This window comes from Ruegeria sp. AL3, assembly GCF_056536065.1.
On the sequence record NZ_JBQFJG010000003.1, the window covers coordinates 23,993 to 37,346 of the forward strand.

The 13,354-nt window shown below is 58.3% G+C and carries 22 protein-coding genes and 2 pseudogenes; 3 read left to right on the forward strand and 21 right to left on the reverse strand.

Features of this window, described 5'->3' with window-relative positions; genetic code table 11:
* The first annotated feature begins 15 nt into the window (after positions 1 to 15).
* Positions 16 to 210, forward strand: a complete 195-nt coding sequence (locus tag ACR3E6_RS20960; RefSeq protein WP_480489242.1) for a hypothetical protein — start codon at positions 16 to 18, stop codon at positions 208 to 210.
* On the opposite strand, the gene ACR3E6_RS20965 is transcribed toward ACR3E6_RS20960, so the two are convergent.
* The 15 genes and pseudogenes from ACR3E6_RS20965 to ACR3E6_RS21035 all read right to left on the reverse strand — a co-directional run bounded on the left by ACR3E6_RS20965 (position 205) and on the right by ACR3E6_RS21035 (position 6,218).
* On the reverse strand, positions 205 to 486 hold the full coding sequence (locus ACR3E6_RS20965) for a hypothetical protein (protein ID WP_480489244.1): 282 nt from the start codon (positions 484 to 486) through the stop codon (positions 205 to 207). The two genes, ACR3E6_RS20960 and ACR3E6_RS20965, sit on opposite strands and share 6 nt — an antisense overlap.
* A complete protein-coding gene (locus ACR3E6_RS20970; RefSeq protein WP_480489246.1) occupies positions 417 to 944 on the reverse strand; it encodes a radical SAM protein in 528 nt (175 codons plus the stop codon). Before ACR3E6_RS20970 ends, ACR3E6_RS20965 begins: the two co-directional genes overlap by 70 nt.
* Positions 944 to 1,387 carry a hypothetical protein gene (locus ACR3E6_RS20975; RefSeq protein WP_480489248.1) on the reverse strand — a complete coding sequence of 148 codons (444 nt, stop codon included), beginning with the start codon at positions 1,385 to 1,387 and terminating at the stop codon, positions 944 to 946. The genes ACR3E6_RS20970 and ACR3E6_RS20975 overlap by 1 nt, the downstream gene beginning before the upstream one ends.
* Positions 1,388 to 1,486: 99 nt before the next feature.
* Positions 1,487 to 1,759 (reverse strand): hypothetical protein, encoded by a 273-nt coding sequence (locus ACR3E6_RS20980; RefSeq protein WP_480489250.1) that lies wholly within the window; start codon positions 1,757 to 1,759, stop codon positions 1,487 to 1,489.
* 118 nt (positions 1,760 to 1,877) lie between these two features.
* The gene (locus ACR3E6_RS20985) at positions 1,878 to 2,111 is read right to left on the reverse strand and encodes a hypothetical protein (protein ID WP_480489252.1); all 234 of its coding nucleotides are present in this window, start codon (positions 2,109 to 2,111) and stop codon (positions 1,878 to 1,880) included.
* A complete protein-coding gene (locus ACR3E6_RS20990) occupies positions 2,108 to 2,278 on the reverse strand; it encodes a hypothetical protein (protein ID WP_480489254.1) in 171 nt (56 codons plus the stop codon). Before ACR3E6_RS20990 ends, ACR3E6_RS20985 begins: the two co-directional genes overlap by 4 nt.
* On the reverse strand, positions 2,275 to 2,697 hold the full coding sequence (locus tag ACR3E6_RS20995) for an NAD-dependent epimerase/dehydratase family protein (protein WP_480489256.1): 423 nt from the start codon (positions 2,695 to 2,697) through the stop codon (positions 2,275 to 2,277). The genes ACR3E6_RS20990 and ACR3E6_RS20995 overlap by 4 nt, the downstream gene beginning before the upstream one ends.
* 100 nt (positions 2,698 to 2,797) lie before the next feature.
* Entirely contained in the window at positions 2,798 to 3,148 is a 351-nt protein-coding gene (locus tag ACR3E6_RS21000; RefSeq protein ID WP_480489258.1) for an NAD-dependent epimerase/dehydratase family protein, read from the reverse strand.
* 52 nt (positions 3,149 to 3,200) lie between these two features.
* Positions 3,201 to 3,951: pseudogene (locus ACR3E6_RS21005) on the reverse strand (class I SAM-dependent methyltransferase).
* The gene (locus ACR3E6_RS21010; protein WP_480489260.1) at positions 3,939 to 4,067 is read right to left on the reverse strand and encodes a hypothetical protein; all 129 of its coding nucleotides are present in this window, start codon (positions 4,065 to 4,067) and stop codon (positions 3,939 to 3,941) included. The pseudogene ACR3E6_RS21005 and the gene ACR3E6_RS21010 overlap by 13 nt, the downstream one beginning before the upstream one ends.
* Positions 4,064 to 4,381, reverse strand: coding sequence for a class I SAM-dependent methyltransferase (locus ACR3E6_RS21015; protein WP_480489262.1), 318 nt, complete (start codon positions 4,379 to 4,381; stop codon positions 4,064 to 4,066). Before ACR3E6_RS21015 ends, ACR3E6_RS21010 begins: the two co-directional genes overlap by 4 nt.
* Positions 4,378 to 4,731 (reverse strand): hypothetical protein, encoded by a 354-nt coding sequence (locus ACR3E6_RS21020; protein ID WP_480489264.1) that lies wholly within the window; start codon positions 4,729 to 4,731, stop codon positions 4,378 to 4,380. Before ACR3E6_RS21020 ends, ACR3E6_RS21015 begins: the two co-directional genes overlap by 4 nt.
* Positions 4,664 to 5,332: an NAD-dependent epimerase/dehydratase family protein gene (locus ACR3E6_RS21025; RefSeq protein WP_480489266.1), complete on the reverse strand. Its 669-nt coding sequence runs from the start codon at positions 5,330 to 5,332 to the stop codon at positions 4,664 to 4,666. Before ACR3E6_RS21025 ends, ACR3E6_RS21020 begins: the two co-directional genes overlap by 68 nt.
* 251 nt (positions 5,333 to 5,583) lie before the next feature.
* The gene (locus ACR3E6_RS21030; RefSeq protein WP_480489268.1) at positions 5,584 to 5,880 is read right to left on the reverse strand and encodes a sugar phosphate nucleotidyltransferase; all 297 of its coding nucleotides are present in this window, start codon (positions 5,878 to 5,880) and stop codon (positions 5,584 to 5,586) included.
* The gene (locus ACR3E6_RS21035; protein WP_480489270.1) at positions 5,844 to 6,218 is read right to left on the reverse strand and encodes a sugar phosphate nucleotidyltransferase; all 375 of its coding nucleotides are present in this window, start codon (positions 6,216 to 6,218) and stop codon (positions 5,844 to 5,846) included. Before ACR3E6_RS21035 ends, ACR3E6_RS21030 begins: the two co-directional genes overlap by 37 nt.
* A gap of 696 nt (positions 6,219 to 6,914) precedes the next feature.
* Between ACR3E6_RS21035 and ACR3E6_RS21040 the strand changes: the two genes are divergently transcribed.
* Together ACR3E6_RS21040 and ACR3E6_RS21045 are read left to right on the forward strand one after the other, a co-directional pair.
* A complete protein-coding gene (locus tag ACR3E6_RS21040; protein WP_480489394.1) occupies positions 6,915 to 7,523 on the forward strand; it encodes an NAD(P)-binding protein in 609 nt (202 codons plus the stop codon).
* A gap of 60 nt (positions 7,524 to 7,583) precedes the next feature.
* Positions 7,584 to 8,366 (forward strand): hypothetical protein, encoded by a 783-nt coding sequence (locus ACR3E6_RS21045; protein ID WP_480489272.1) that lies wholly within the window; start codon positions 7,584 to 7,586, stop codon positions 8,364 to 8,366.
* 54 nt (positions 8,367 to 8,420) lie between these two features.
* On the opposite strand, the gene ACR3E6_RS21050 is transcribed toward ACR3E6_RS21045, so the two are convergent.
* From ACR3E6_RS21050 to ACR3E6_RS21075, 6 genes and pseudogenes are all read right to left on the reverse strand, one after another.
* Positions 8,421 to 9,377, reverse strand: a complete 957-nt coding sequence (locus tag ACR3E6_RS21050) for an IS630 family transposase (protein ID WP_480489274.1) — start codon at positions 9,375 to 9,377, stop codon at positions 8,421 to 8,423.
* A gap of 272 nt (positions 9,378 to 9,649) precedes the next feature.
* Positions 9,650 to 10,670, reverse strand: a pseudogene (locus ACR3E6_RS21055) (IS110 family RNA-guided transposase).
* Between the two features lie 129 nt (positions 10,671 to 10,799).
* Positions 10,800 to 11,690: a glycosyltransferase gene (locus ACR3E6_RS21060; protein WP_480489276.1), complete on the reverse strand. Its 891-nt coding sequence runs from the start codon at positions 11,688 to 11,690 to the stop codon at positions 10,800 to 10,802.
* Positions 11,632 to 11,787, reverse strand: a complete 156-nt coding sequence (locus ACR3E6_RS21065) for a hypothetical protein (RefSeq protein WP_480489278.1) — start codon at positions 11,785 to 11,787, stop codon at positions 11,632 to 11,634. The genes ACR3E6_RS21060 and ACR3E6_RS21065 overlap by 59 nt, the downstream gene beginning before the upstream one ends.
* Positions 11,736 to 12,623: a hypothetical protein gene (locus ACR3E6_RS21070; protein WP_480489280.1), complete on the reverse strand. Its 888-nt coding sequence runs from the start codon at positions 12,621 to 12,623 to the stop codon at positions 11,736 to 11,738. The genes ACR3E6_RS21065 and ACR3E6_RS21070 overlap by 52 nt, the downstream gene beginning before the upstream one ends.
* A complete protein-coding gene (locus ACR3E6_RS21075) occupies positions 12,623 to 13,306 on the reverse strand; it encodes a hypothetical protein (protein WP_480489283.1) in 684 nt (227 codons plus the stop codon). Before ACR3E6_RS21075 ends, ACR3E6_RS21070 begins: the two co-directional genes overlap by 1 nt.
* Positions 13,307 to 13,354 lie beyond the last annotated feature (48 nt).

Genomic DNA, 13,354 nt, shown 5'->3' on the forward strand with positions numbered 1-13,354 from the left:
TTCCGAGAAGGGCACATGCAGCATCACGGCGCTGTAGTAATTGATGATCGTGTCGAGCATCTCGTGCGCTTCGTGGTCGTCCTTGTCCAGAAGGTCGCTGATGGCCCGTTTCAGGAAATCAAGTGCTTCGTCCAGCACGATGAACCGGCCAATCATCGAATATTTGCTGAGCAGATTGCCCCCAATTCGCTGCTAATCAGATCATCATAATTTTCCTGCGCCGGCGACACAATCGGCCCGGGTTTCAAACAGCTCCTGCTGGTTTTCCTCCAGATAACCGGCCACCGCATCCCGGAAGGGTTTGGGGGCCTGATCGAGAATGTCCTGCATATGCTTGACGATCAGGAAGGGCCGGATGCCACGGGACCGCGCCAGCCGGAAGGCTTCTTCGAAATTGTCTTCGTAATAGAAGATCGTCAGCAGCAGATGGAAAACACGGGTGTCCAGATAATCCTGGAACGAGAAATTCTCGGACTGGACCACCATTTCCTCGGTCTCGACCACGGTTGGGCCGGTATATTTGCCAGGCATCGGGCAACCACGCGATGGAGGGTTTTGAAGCCGAATTTCTCGCGGCTGTCGGGGTTGGCCAGCGGTGCGCCGTGCAGCAGCATCAACTGGTGCGCCGCGACCCGGCTGACGCCGGTTTCGATCAGCTGATCGACGGCATCCATGAAGGATTCCCGGGTTTCACCGGGCATGCACAGGATCAGCTCGCCATAGGATTGCATGCCCTTTGAATGCAGCTCCTGCTGTACCTCGGCATAGGTGTCCAGGCTGATATTGTCGCGTTTGATGTTCTTCAGAACTTCCGGATTCAGAGACTGAACCGACGAGGTCATCGGCAACCGGCCCTTGGCCTTGCGCATCACCTTGATGATCCGGTCGCCGCGGTTCTTGCCCGTGGTTGTCCGGATGTATTTGGGCCAGTCGTACCGATCCATCAGATGGCCCGGTAATCGGCCACCTCTTCGTCCTGCACATACATGCCGAAATTGTCATCCGCAAAGCACAGCGGGCTGGCATGGTTGATGCGGGCGACGACGTAATCCAGATCGGCCTTGGTGCGTTCAAACGAATGGCGGAACACCTTCGAGTTCGATTTGACCGCCGAATTGCAGAACGCGCAGGTGAACGGGCAGCCCCGTGCCAGTTGCATCAGTGCAAACAGGCCGGTGTCAAAGAACTTGTCCATCAACCCGGCCAGATAGGGCGAGGGGATTTCATCCAGATCGCGGATGCGGGGCGGCTCGGCCCCGCGCAGGATCTCTCCGGTTTTTGGGTGCACGTAAAGCGCGCCATCGACGGCCTCTTCCCACATGCCTTCGCGTCGGGCGCCGACATCGATGAAGCGTTGCAGCGTGCTGAGGAACGCGCGCTCCCTCATAGGTGGGGCCGCGCACATGCATGTCGATCTGCGGCATGGTCCGGATCCAGCTGTCCTGCTCTTCTTCGGTCAGCGGAAAGTTGGGACCACCCATCAGGGTCAGGCTGTTGGGATTGACCGCCTTGACGTAGTCGGCAAAGGACAGGGCCAGATGGTGGTTCCGGAATAGCTGGAAAAGCCGACCACATCGGGCGGAGCTGTGTCGACGGCCGCTTTGAATTCCTGCGGATCACGAAAGATCGCGACCTCAATCGGTGTCGGGCTTTTTGCATGAGCTTGGGCATAGGTTGCAAGATTTCCAACACCCAACGGGTAGGTGTCCGACGTGGCAGTAACGAGGTTATGTCCAAGATCAGCAAGATAAAGACGCATTGACGATTATCCTTCCAGCACTGGTACCAAATACATTTAACAGTCCATATCCTACTATATATCAGATGGACCGGTTACGGATCGAAAGTGTTTATGTCTGTAGTTTTGAGGCATTATATCAGACCTCCTGCTGCCACGGGAAGCGATCGGTCAGCGCCCGGGAAACAAGGATGAATGCCAGAACGGCCGCGGGCAGAACCAGCAGGCCCTGTGCAAGGATCGGATGCAGTCCCGTGCTCAGAAGAGCTTCGAGCGAAAAGGCGTTGAAAACGTAAACCATGACATATGCCAGCAGGTAGAAGGGCAATTTCCTGAACCCTTTGGTGTCGAATACGATCCGGGCGTGGGTCATGAAATTCCACAACACGCCGATGACGAACGAGATCGCAGAGCCGCCTGTGCGGGCAACCCCGACAGGCTCAGAACCGAGAAAACCGCATACCCGAAGGCCGTATTCACGATGCCGACCAGGGCAAAAAGCATGAAGGATTGCTTGCGTAGAAAGGATGAAGATTTCATACGGCCTCCTCCCTTGACCGAAGACACCGGGCGACTCCGGAAGCAATGTCATATTGTGGCATAAAACCGGTCTCGTCCCGCAACCGGGTCACGTCCGCCGTCAGCCGGGGCGGATCGTCCGCTGCGCGGGCGATGGTGCCCAAGCGGATCAGATCGGACCGGTGCATCTGGTTTGCCACCTCTGCAATCAGGTCTCGAACCGGGGTCGCCGTACCGCTGGCGACATTGACCGGGCCGGTCAGATCGCTTTCCAGCACGCGCAACAAGGCGCGGGCAAGATCATCGACATGCAGGAAATCCCGCTCCTGCCGCCCGTCGGTGCAATCAACCGGCCGTCCCGCCCCGAGGTTTGACATCAGATCGCCAAACAGTCGCCCCGGCGGTTCATCCGGCCCGTAGACAAAAAGATGCGGGCCCATGCCGGGACAGGCCAAGCGTCTGCTGGCCCGCGCACAGTGCCAGACCGGTTCCGGCCTTGGCCGCCCCATAAAGGGTGCGGGGCGCAGGGGCTGGTTTCGATCAGCTCCGGTACCGACCAGTCATATTCAGCACAGCTTCCGGCGCAGACGGCACGCTGGCCTCCTGTGCGTGCAAACTCCGCACCAGATGCAGGGTGGCGGCCATCCAGTCCAGATTGGCCCCAGAAGTCCAGCGGTCGCGCGCGCCGTCATGCCAGGCCAGATGCACCAGATAGCTGGCGCGGGCTGTTTCAAGGGCTGTCGTGATGGCATCGGGGTCCAGCAGATCGCAGGTGATGTCGCTTGCCGGGTTGCGGCCCAGCGTCACCACCTCGTGGCCCGCCTCTGTCAGAGCCGTGGCTGTCGCGCGCCCGATCAATCCGGTTGCGCCCGTCAGCAGAACCCGTGCCATCAGCTGATCCTGATCTCTGGCACGGCCGTTACGAAGCGGGTGCCATGTGCCTTCAGGTCGGACAGTTGATCCGTGACTTCGTCCCGGATGTTCCAGGCAGGATCAGCACGTAATCCGGCGGCGTCTCGCGCAGGGCTTCGACCCCATGCACGGGGATATGGCTGCCGGGCAGCAGCGTGTTCTGCTTGGCCGGGTTGCGATCAACGCAGTAAGAGATCAGGTCGGGGCCGATCCCGGCATAGTTCAGCAGCGTGTTGCCCTTGGCGGCGGCGCCATAGGCCGCAATGGTGTCACCCGGCATTTGCTTCGCGCAGGAAGCCAAGCAGCCCGTCGCGCAGCGCTTCGACCTGAATGGTGAAATTCATATAGCCCTCAGGTCGGTCGAACTGCGCCGCAGCCTCATCCGCGCGGACCTTGGCCAGACCGGGCCCTTCGGGATGGCTGGCACCCTCAAGGCAGGCGAACACCCGCAGCGAACCGCCATGGGTGGGCAGTTCCTCGACGTCGAAGACACGCAGGCCCGCCTTGGCAAAAATCTTTTCCACCGCCAGCAGCGACAGATAGGAGTAATGTTCGTGATAGATCGTGTCGAATTGCACTTCTCTGATCAGGTTCAGAAGATGCGGAAATTCGACCGTATAGACCGCATCGCCGGTCAGAAGCGTGGCGATCCCGGCGACGAAATCGTTGATGTCAGGCACATGCGCCAGCACATTGGCCGATGCGATCAGCGCCGGAGGTTTCTCGGTCGCGGCCACCTTGCGGGCCAGCGCCTCGCCGAAATAATCGATCAGCGTGCGCACACCCTTTCCTGTGCCGCCGCTGCCACATTGCCTGATGGCTCGATCCCCAGAACCGGGATGCCTTTTTCAACGAAATACTGCAGCAGATACCCGTCATTCGAGGCGATCTCGATCACCAGATCGTCCGGCCCGAGATCGAACCGATTGACCATTTTTTCCACGTAATCCCGGCAATGGGCCAGCCAGCTGTCCGAGAAGCTGGAGAAATAGGCGTAATCGGTCGAAAAATCTCTTCCGCCGGTACGACATCATCCACCTGAACCAACCAGCATTCGGTGCACACGCGGGCGTGCAACGGATAGACCGGGTCCGTGTCCGCTTTCGCGGGGTCGACATAGGAATTGGCCAGAGGGGACAGTCCGAGATCGACAAGCGTCATCTCAAGGTCCGCGCCGCAATGGCGGCAGGTGGGATGGGTCGTGCCGGTCATACCTGTCTCATGCTCAGTGTTTCGAATTCGGCAATCTGGGCATGGCACAGCTCGGTTGCCGGAGTGCCGCGGGCCCAGCCCGCATACCAGTCTGCCGTCAGCCTGACGGTGTCGTCAAAACTCAGGACCGGGCGCCAGCCAAGCAGTGCACGCGCCTGCGATACATCCAGCCGGAGCATCTTGGCCTCATGCGGCGCATCCGCCGGGGTGTCGATATTGATCCGGCCCTGCCCAAGCGCCTTGATGACCGCCTGGGCCACATCCAGAACCGGGCGTTCATCGTCACGTTCGGGGCCAAAATTCCATCCCGCTGCGAAGGCACCGTCCTGTTCGAGCTTCTGGGCCAGCATCATGTACCCCTGAGAGGTTCCAGAACATGTTGCCAGGGCGGATTGCGCCGGGATAGCGTAATACGACGCGTCCTTCATCGCTCAGACAGCCGCGCACGATATCGGGAACCAAACGGTCTTCGGCCCAGTCGCCACCGCCAATGACATTGCCCGCGCGTGCGCTGGCAATCCGGGCCGGATGTGGATCGGCAGCATCCGGTGAATAATAGCTGCGCCGCATTGCTGCGACCGCTATTTCGGTCGCACCCTTCGATGCGGAATACGGATCATGCCCGCCCATCGGGTCGGTTTCGCGATAGCCCCAGACTTGTTCGACATTCTCGTAGGCCTTGTCCGAAGTTGCCACCACCACCGCGCGCAAGCTCGGGGCTGCACGCAGTGCGTCCAAAAGCTGAACTGTACCCAGAACATTGGTGGCGAAGGTCTCAACCGGAGTGCGATAGAGCGCCGGACCAGGATTGCGCCGCCAGATGAAAGACGAATTCAGGGTCGGTTTCCGCGATGATCCGGTCCAGGCTGCGCGATCATTCAGGTCGCCGGTGACCGACTTTATTTTGCTGATCCAGCAATGCCCAGAGATTGGGTTTCGTTTCGGGGGCAAGGGCGTATCCGGCGACTTCTGCACCAGCCTCGGCCAGCCAGGCAGCCAGCCAGGCGCCTTTGAAGCCGGTATGCCCGGTTACAAGCACCCTGCGTCCGTAAAACGCGCTCGCATTCATTCCCAGATTTTCCACGGCGCATTGCCTGTGGCCCAGTGCTCTTCCAGTTCCTGACGTTCGCGAATGGTGTCCATGGGCTGCCAGAAGCCTTTATGTTCAAAGGCCATCAGCTCGCCATCGCGAGTCAGATTTATTAGGGGCTGCGTTCCCAAGCGGTATTGTCGCCGTCAATGTAATCGCCCACTTTCGGGGACAGCACGAAAAACCCGCCATTGATCAGCCCACCATCTCCGACGGGTTTCTCGGAGAAATTCAGAACTTGGTTGCTTTGGAGTTCGAGCTGGCCGAAGCGGCGGGGCGGAGGAACTGCCGTGACGGTTGCAAGCTTGCCATGCGCCCGATGAAAATCGATCCCGGCACGAATGTCGATATCACCAACACCGTCGCCATAGGTCAGGCAAAAGGCCTCTTCATCCTTGAGAAGATGCATGACACGGCGCAGCCGCCCCCGGTCTGGCTGTCCTCTCCGGTATCGACCAGCGTCACGCGCCATGGTTCCGATTTACTGTTTGCAATCTCAAGCCCGCCATTGGCCAGATCGATCGTGACGTCTGAACTGTGCAGAAAGAAATTCGCGAAGTATTCCTTGATCACGTAACCCTTGTAGCCGAGGCAGACGATGAAATCCGTGATGCCGTGTGCCGCGTAGATTTTCATGATATGCCAGATGATCGGTTTGCCGCCGATCTCGACCATGGGTTTTGGAATCTTGACGGTTTCTTCGCTGAGCCGGGTTCCCAAGCCGCCGGCCAGAATAACACACTTCATAAAATTGCTCCCTCGTTAACAACGAGACTGGCTACCAATTCACTCATCGTCCCCAGGTTTGAGACACCTGGTTTTGCAAACATTCTCACGTATTAGGACGGCAGCGGTGCCACCCTGTCAAGATTCACCAAGCGACGAGTCGGAGGTGCTGAATTTCCTGCTGCTCTGGCGCTCAACTATACACAATGCGAGAAAAGTCACAGCATTGTTGATGCGCCCTTTCGGTCCGTCGATACAGTGAAGGACATCACAGACGCAGCCTGAAAAAAACGGTCATGGTTCAGGTCAGGCGCCGTGCAAGAGGTGTGTGGATCAAATCTATGTTTCGCTTCCGGGCGGGGAGTTTCGGCTGGCTGTGCCAGTCAGCAATCATCGTTATGTTTCAGGGCATTGTGGAAAACGCGTGCTGTTTCGGGCGGTGTGAAAGACCGTCGGTTTCGCAAAGCCCAAACCGGCTTTCGGCACAGGTGACCCGGTTTGGCCTGTCATCGATTTGCACAGAAGGGCGAAAGTGCGGTTCGTCAAACGGAATGGTTGATTTTTCTGCGCGGAAGGGGTGGAGCTAAAGGCGCAGGAGCCCCGTTTCGGGGACTGACAGGATTTTGTTGTGAATCTCGGATAACCTCTTGTAGCTTTAGGTCAGTGTTTTGGTATGGGTGTTAGTCATTTGAAAAAGATATTGTTCCCGTTGTCGTCATTGGTGGTGGTCCAGCAGGGCTGACAGCAGCCTATGAACTTCAGAAACTGAGCGACACACATGTTCCCCGGGTGTTCGAAGCCTCGGACATGGTTGGTGGCATCTCGCGAACCGAAACGCACAAAGGGTATCGCTTCGACATTGGCGGGCATCGGTTTTTCACCAAGGTGCGCGAAGTCGAGGATATGTGGCACGAGGTGATGGGGGATGATTTCATCACCGTGCAACGCCTGAGCCGCATCTTCTATCGCAACAAATTCTACGATTATCCGCTGCGTATCTTCAACGCCCTTGGCAATATCGGCCCCTACGAGACCTACAAGATCATCGGCAGCTTTATCAAATGGAAGCTGCGGCCGAAGCCGCAGGAAGACACGTTCGAAGAATGGGTAATCAACCGTTTTGGCGGACGGCTCTACATGCATTTCTTCCACAGCTACACCAAGAAGGTCTGGGGTATTCCGCCGTCCGAAATCCGCGCCGACTGGGCCGCGCAGCGGATCAAGAACCTGTCCCTGCCCAAGGCGGTCTGGAATGCGATTTCGGGGGCCAATGACACCGCCAGCCTGATCGAGGAATTCCAGTATCCACGCCTGGCCCCGGCATGATGTGGAAAAGACCCGTGACCTGATCCGGGAAAAGGGGGCTCGGTCGAAACCCATTCCGAAGTGATCCAGGTGAACCGTGATGGCAATCGCGTCACCTCGATCGATGTGCGCCACTGGACTGAAGATGGCGAAAAACACACCGAGCGGGTGGAGGGTGAAGAGTTCGTCAATTCGATGGCCGTTCGTGATCTGATCCATGCTTTTGATCCGCCGCCACCGCCCGAGGTCGTCGAGGCGGCAGACCGTCTGCGGTATCGTGATTTCCTGATCGTGACCCTGATCCTGGATCACGCGGATCCGTTCCCGGACAACTGGATCTACATCCACAGCCCGCAGGTGAAGGTGGGTCGCATCCAGAATTTCCGCGCCTGGTCCGCGGAAATGCTGCCCGATCAGAACACTGCCTCGATCGGGATGGAATATTTCTGTCAGAAGGGTGACGGGTTGTGGTCCTCAAGTGACGAGGATCTCAGGCATCTTGCCAGTGAAGAGCTTGAAAAGCTTGGTCTGGCCAAGGCCAGTGATGTCATCGATCACGCAGTTATCCGGCAGCCCAAGGCTTATCCGGTCTATGACAGCGAATACAAGGACGCCCTGGACACGGTCAGCGACTGGCTGAAGACGCTGGAAAACTTCCAGACCGTGGGTCGCAATGGATTGCACCGCTACAACAACCAGGATCATTCCATGCTGTCGGCGATGTACGCCGCGCGCAATATTCTGGGCGAGGATCATGACGTCTGGGATGTCAATGTTGAGCGGTCCTATCACGAAGAGTTTGAAGCCACACGTAATCAGAAGGTGTCACCGGGTAAGAGTCTTCGTAAAAGCACTGCGCTGTGAAGCTGTAGTTCCGGTCGTTTATCGTGTTGTACGGTCAGCTAAAGCACTCGACCTTTAACCTGAGGCATATCCGGCAGCCTTGAAGTAGTTCCAACACTCTTCGGGTGAGAAGAGGTCACAGATTTCCGTGAGAGCGTGGAACATGTCGGTGAATGTTCGCGCCCCGATCCTGCGCAGGTGCGCTTTGAGTTTCGAAAACGCCATCTCGATGGGGTTGAGATCGGGGCTGTAGGGCGGCAGGAACAGGAACCAGCATCCGGCGTTGCGCATGGCTTTGGCAGCGGCGGCATTCTTGTGCGTGGCAAGGTTGTCCAGAATGACAACGGTGCCTGGCTCCAGTTCCGGTACCAGCACCTGCTCGACGTAGGCCGCAAAAGCTTCGCCATCCATTGCGCCCTTGATGACCCAAGGTGCAATCAGCGCGTCGGCGCTGAGGCCTGCGATGAAGGTCTGTGTGCCCCATGACCCAAAGGGCGCATCCATGACCAGCCGCTCGCCTCTCTGAGACCAGCCACGCTGGCGGGTCAGATTGGTTTTGACAGAGGTCTCGTCAATAAAGACAACGTGATCCGGTCGGGCCGACACGGCTGGCAGGCGGTGTTTGAACCAATGGTCGCGCTGCTTTCTTACCCTTGCGCGGCGTCGCTCCGTCGCGACCAATGTCTTTTTGTACGTGAAGCCCAGCTTACGAAGGAACCGGCCAATTGCATCGGGGTGCGCCTGAACGCCAGTCGCATCCGCCAGCGCACCGGCCAGTTCGGGCATGGTCATATCGCCGTCCTGGTCAATCAGTTCGATCAGAAAGGTGCGATGCGGATCAAGCTTACCCTTGCCGCGCGGACGACCCTGAAGCGCAGCTCTGGCTTGTCCAGTTCGTCGGATCGCAAGACCCCAACGTGCCCCGGTGGCAGGCGAGAGCTTCAAGCGCAACGCCGCCGCGCGACCACTTAACCCTTCTTCAACCAACTTCTGAAACCGAGCCCGCAGCGCATTCGGTAAAGGTGCTGACACGATCCATCCTCCCAAAGAGGATGAACGTATGGCCCGCCCGGTCTGCAAGTTGTTTTTGGATCAAGCTCTGCGCAGTCTGCATCAACGTATCCGGTCTCAGGGTCTTGCCTGGCCAAGATGGGGTTCGCGCGCCGGCATCCTCATAATCACAACGGTCTGTCACGACCATTCACTTTCTCCAGGTTTTGCCGCCGCCGCTCAACTGTCAGGCCATCTCCTCTCAACCACTCGCAGGCAGGGTCGCCGGCTTCGTTCGCCGGTTGCCCGTCTTGTCAGGCTGCCAACACGCGCTGGTAGCCTTGTTCCTTCCTGAGCAGAGCCCAGATCGTTCGCGCAAGCTTTGCTGCCAGTGCCACCACGACCACATTTTTATGGGCACGGGCCGATAGATCACGGAGCCAAGCCCCCAGTTGCGATGGTTCATGGACCAATCTGTGCAACACCGAACGCGCACCATGGATCAGTGTGCTACGCAAGTATCTGTTGCCGCGCTTTGAGATACCCAAGAGCTTCTGCCGACCGCCTGTCGAGGCCTGCCTTGGGGTGAGCCCAAGCCATGCCGCCAGATCGCGACCACGTCCAAAAGCTTCAGCATTGCCAACTGCTGCGACAAAGGCGGTCGCGTTGATGGCGCCAATGCCCGGTATGCTCATCAGGCGCTGCGCCGCAACGTCCTCTCGAGCCATTGTCGCGAACTCCTTGTCAAAGGCAGATATCCGCTCGTCCAGAGATCGCCATTGTGCGCGCATGTCTTCGATCAGCCTTCGAATACGAGGTGAAAGATCAGGGTGCTCTTCATCGGCAAAGACAGACAGCTCCGCTTCGAGTTTCTTGCGGCTCTGGGCGACCGTGATGCCGCGCTCCAGCAAAGAGAGCGCAGGTTGTTGATCAGAGCTGTACGTTCCGACACCAGCCGAGACCGCGCGCGATGCAGAGATTGAACATCGGACTGTTGCTGGGTCTTGATCCGGACGAACCGCATCGTGGGCCGCGTCGCCGCTTCAGCAATCGCCTCCGCGTCGCGGTCATCGTTCTTCTGCGCCTTCACATAGGGCTTGACGTATTCCGGCGACATGAGCCGAACATCAAAACCGGAGCCACAAAACACACGTCCTAAGTGATGCGCGCCACAGCACGCCTCCATTGCGACGACACATCGATCGAGGCCAGGACAAACGCGACGAGGCCTGCGCGCCGAAGACGCTTTCGCATGACAACCGTACCGGCCGCGTCCAAACCCACAAGACTGCAAACCGTCTTGCCCAAATCAATCCCAAGAGTAACAATCGACATTGGTCCGCTCCTTTCCTTTTTGACCAAGGCGACCATACCGAAGGCCGCCGCCGAAAAGGGCGGGCCATCCCATAATCACAAATCAGCGCTTTGGGAATCCCTCACGATTCAGGTTTTGCGTCGGACGCTTTAGCTGCGCTTGACGCGCAGTTTCTGCTTTTGCCCCAGCATGTGATATTCGAACAGGCACCAGACATAGATGGTGGCCGAATAGACGTAATAGACCTGATGGTAGAGCAGACATTTGAACGCAAACCACGGCCCGCCATGCCCGGACATGGCGCGCACCAGATCCAGATTGGCGACAAAGGCCGCGGCCAGTAACACAAAAGGCAAAGGCCAGCTTCCCGGCCAGAACGGCAGGGCCAGAAGCGACAGCAGCAACAGCCCGGCAATTGCGGCCCGTGCACGTTCAGCCATCGAGGTGTTCAGGTCATCGGTCAACCCCTCACGCGAGATCATCAGCCGGGCCAGTGGCAGGGCACGGCAGAAGATATCCGTGCTCAGGCTGTTGCGGATGGTCCAGACCTTCAGGTGTTTGCCCTGCAAAAGCGGCTCGACCAGGATACGGCGACCGGTGGCCGCGATCCGGTAACCCAGTTCGATATCCTCGATCGAAGGCACCTCATAGGTTTTGACATCAAAGCCACCGACTTCAAGAAACACGTCGCGCCGGATGGCGCCACACCCGGCCCAGAAGGTGCGCGCCTCGCGGCGGGCGCGTTGATGGTGATAGCGGTGCAGAAGGTTCTTGTAGCGTGAAAACCAGGCCTGCCCGTCCGGGGCATCATCATAGGATCCGAACACGGCGCCCACATTGTCTTCGGACATCGCCCGGCGAATATGGTCAGGCCCGTCCGGCCAGGCGATGACATCGGAATCCACGAACCACAGGATATCGCCCGTGGCTTGTTGGGCGGCCAGGTTGCGGGCAGCCCTGGCCCGCCATTGACGGGCGTGGTCAACACGGTTGCGCCCATTTCCCGTGCCAGCGCCGCGGTGCCGTCGGGGATTGGTCATCCACCACCAGAACCTGCTGCACCTGACCGGTATTCAGCATTTCAATCAATGGCGGCAAAACGCGCGGCAGCAGATGTTCGGCATTGTAGGCCGGCATGACCACGCTGATGGAAAGGGGTGATCTGAACTCACGAAGGATCTCCGGCAATGATACGCGAAGCGCCTGAGCGCTGAACAAGGAAAAGAAATGCCGCTGTAAAGGGCAACAACCACATCACGCGCGCCGTAACGATCCGCGGGTTGTGATACTCCTCCGCAGACCAGAGCGTTGACCGCTATTCCGATCAGGATGAACAGCGCAAACAGCTTCATGTCACGCGACACACTACCCGGCCGCAGCAGAATGAAAACGATAAAGGCAAAAGAGACGGCATAGGTCACGCCGTGCACGATATCGGCCGTTTCTATCCAGCCCCTGTCCTGAGACAATGAACCGCCTTGGAACATATCGGGCCGGATATCTTCCATTCTGGCCAACCAGCGGGCGTTTTCCAGCTCCACATCTGTTGGGATCGTCATGGCAATGCTATAGCGCAATACCTGCTGATAGCCGTTCCGGGCCAGTGCCAACGAGGTGGAAAGAGGCCGGGACAGGAAAACCGCCTTGGCGAATTCCCGTTGGGACAGGGCAACCCGTTTCTGATCTTCGGGTGACATGAGCCGGAATGAACCTAGGTTGGGGGAGCGTTCGAAAATGATATGGGAGGGTGTCAGCCTGTAGGGATCATCTGACCACGACAGCGCTTCGTGTAGTGCGCAGGTGGGCACTTCGGCATTCGGGCAGACCTCGTCCAGATAATCCATGCCCGGCCCGTCAACGATGAGCCGCGCAGTGATATGCGGCGTATAGACGACCTCTTTGTTGGTGGCGATTTCCACGGTGACCTGAAAGGCCTTGCGCTCGGCCAGTGCCAGCGCCAGAACCATCATCATCAAGATTGTCGCGCGCCAGCGCCGTGGTCTTTCCCCCAGAGCGCGGCCAAAGCGACAAAGGTATCATTAACGCCGCAACCGCCAGATGAGACGGGTGCAGAAGGGCGCTGAACAGGGCCAGACTGGATACCAAAAACAGTTCCGGTTTGCATCATCCGCCCAAAGGCCGTCAGTGAGGCAATCACGATCAGCAGCACCGGTGCAAAAATATCCGGCATCATATAGGCGACATAAAACGGCAATGAAGTGCTGGCTGCCACCAGCAAAGGCACTGCGGTCATGATGGTTGTGTTTGGCGCCCCGCCCGGCGACCGGCCAGCGGTTCGCGCCAGCATCCAGACGGCCAGCAGCGTAGCAACCAGATGCAATACCGGAAGGACGGACAGGGCATCGATCCGAACAAGCGCAGCCATGATGAGGCCATAGATCAGTGACCGTGATCCGGTTGCGGTGTTATCCTCATCGGCGGTGTGGGTTACACCTGCCGCAACGCTGTCAGCTGTCGGCGGAAGGAAACTGCTCAAGGCCACATTTCCCTGCCGGATGTAACTGCCGGTATCGAAGTAATAAAGCGGCCCGCCATTGATCATGAGAACGGACAGGCAAACCAGCAGCGCCGCGATCAACAGGAGGAAAGCCCCGACCGTCCAAGATGGCTTATCCGAAAGAGCCGACACGGTCATATCCGTTCTGCGACCAGCTTCGCCACAAGTACGGTGTGCTGAAAGCAA

Coding starts and splice junctions, on each gene's coding strand:
- ACR3E6_RS20960 (WP_480489242.1), top strand. CDS start 16: ATGCAGCATCACGGCGCTGTAGTAATTGATGATCGTGTCGAGCATCTC.
- ACR3E6_RS20965 (WP_480489244.1), bottom strand. CDS start 486: ATGGTGGTCCAGTCCGAGAATTTCTCGTTCCAGGATTATCTGGACACC.
- ACR3E6_RS20970 (WP_480489246.1), bottom strand. CDS start 944: ATGGATCGGTACGACTGGCCCAAATACATCCGGACAACCACGGGCAAG.
- ACR3E6_RS20975 (WP_480489248.1), bottom strand. CDS start 1,387: ATGAGGGAGCGCGCGTTCCTCAGCACGCTGCAACGCTTCATCGATGTC.
- ACR3E6_RS20980 (WP_480489250.1), bottom strand. CDS start 1,759: ATGCGTCTTTATCTTGCTGATCTTGGACATAACCTCGTTACTGCCACG.
- ACR3E6_RS20985 (WP_480489252.1), bottom strand. CDS start 2,111: ATGACCCACGCCCGGATCGTATTCGACACCAAAGGGTTCAGGAAATTG.
- ACR3E6_RS20990 (WP_480489254.1), bottom strand. CDS start 2,278: ATGAAATCTTCATCCTTTCTACGCAAGCAATCCTTCATGCTTTTTGCC.
- ACR3E6_RS20995 (WP_480489256.1), bottom strand. CDS start 2,697: ATGGGCCCGCATCTTTTTGTCTACGGGCCGGATGAACCGCCGGGGCGA.
- ACR3E6_RS21000 (WP_480489258.1), bottom strand. CDS start 3,148: ATGGCACGGGTTCTGCTGACGGGCGCAACCGGATTGATCGGGCGCGCG.
- ACR3E6_RS21015 (WP_480489262.1), bottom strand. CDS start 4,381: ATGACCGGCACGACCCATCCCACCTGCCGCCATTGCGGCGCGGACCTT.
- ACR3E6_RS21020 (WP_480489264.1), bottom strand. CDS start 4,731: ATGCTGGCCCAGAAGCTCGAACAGGACGGTGCCTTCGCAGCGGGATGG.
- ACR3E6_RS21030 (WP_480489268.1), bottom strand. CDS start 5,880: ATGCATCTTCTCAAGGATGAAGAGGCCTTTTGCCTGACCTATGGCGAC.
- ACR3E6_RS21035 (WP_480489270.1), bottom strand. CDS start 6,218: ATGAAGTGTGTTATTCTGGCCGGCGGCTTGGGAACCCGGCTCAGCGAA.
- ACR3E6_RS21060 (WP_480489276.1), bottom strand. CDS start 11,690: ATGACCAATCCCCGACGGCACCGCGGCGCTGGCACGGGAAATGGGCGC.
- ACR3E6_RS21065 (WP_480489278.1), bottom strand. CDS start 11,787: ATGCCGGCCTACAATGCCGAACATCTGCTGCCGCGCGTTTTGCCGCCA.
- ACR3E6_RS21070 (WP_480489280.1), bottom strand. CDS start 12,623: ATGATGATGGTTCTGGCGCTGGCACTGGCCGAGCGCAAGGCCTTTCAG.
- ACR3E6_RS21075 (WP_480489283.1), bottom strand. CDS start 13,306: ATGACCGTGTCGGCTCTTTCGGATAAGCCATCTTGGACGGTCGGGGCT.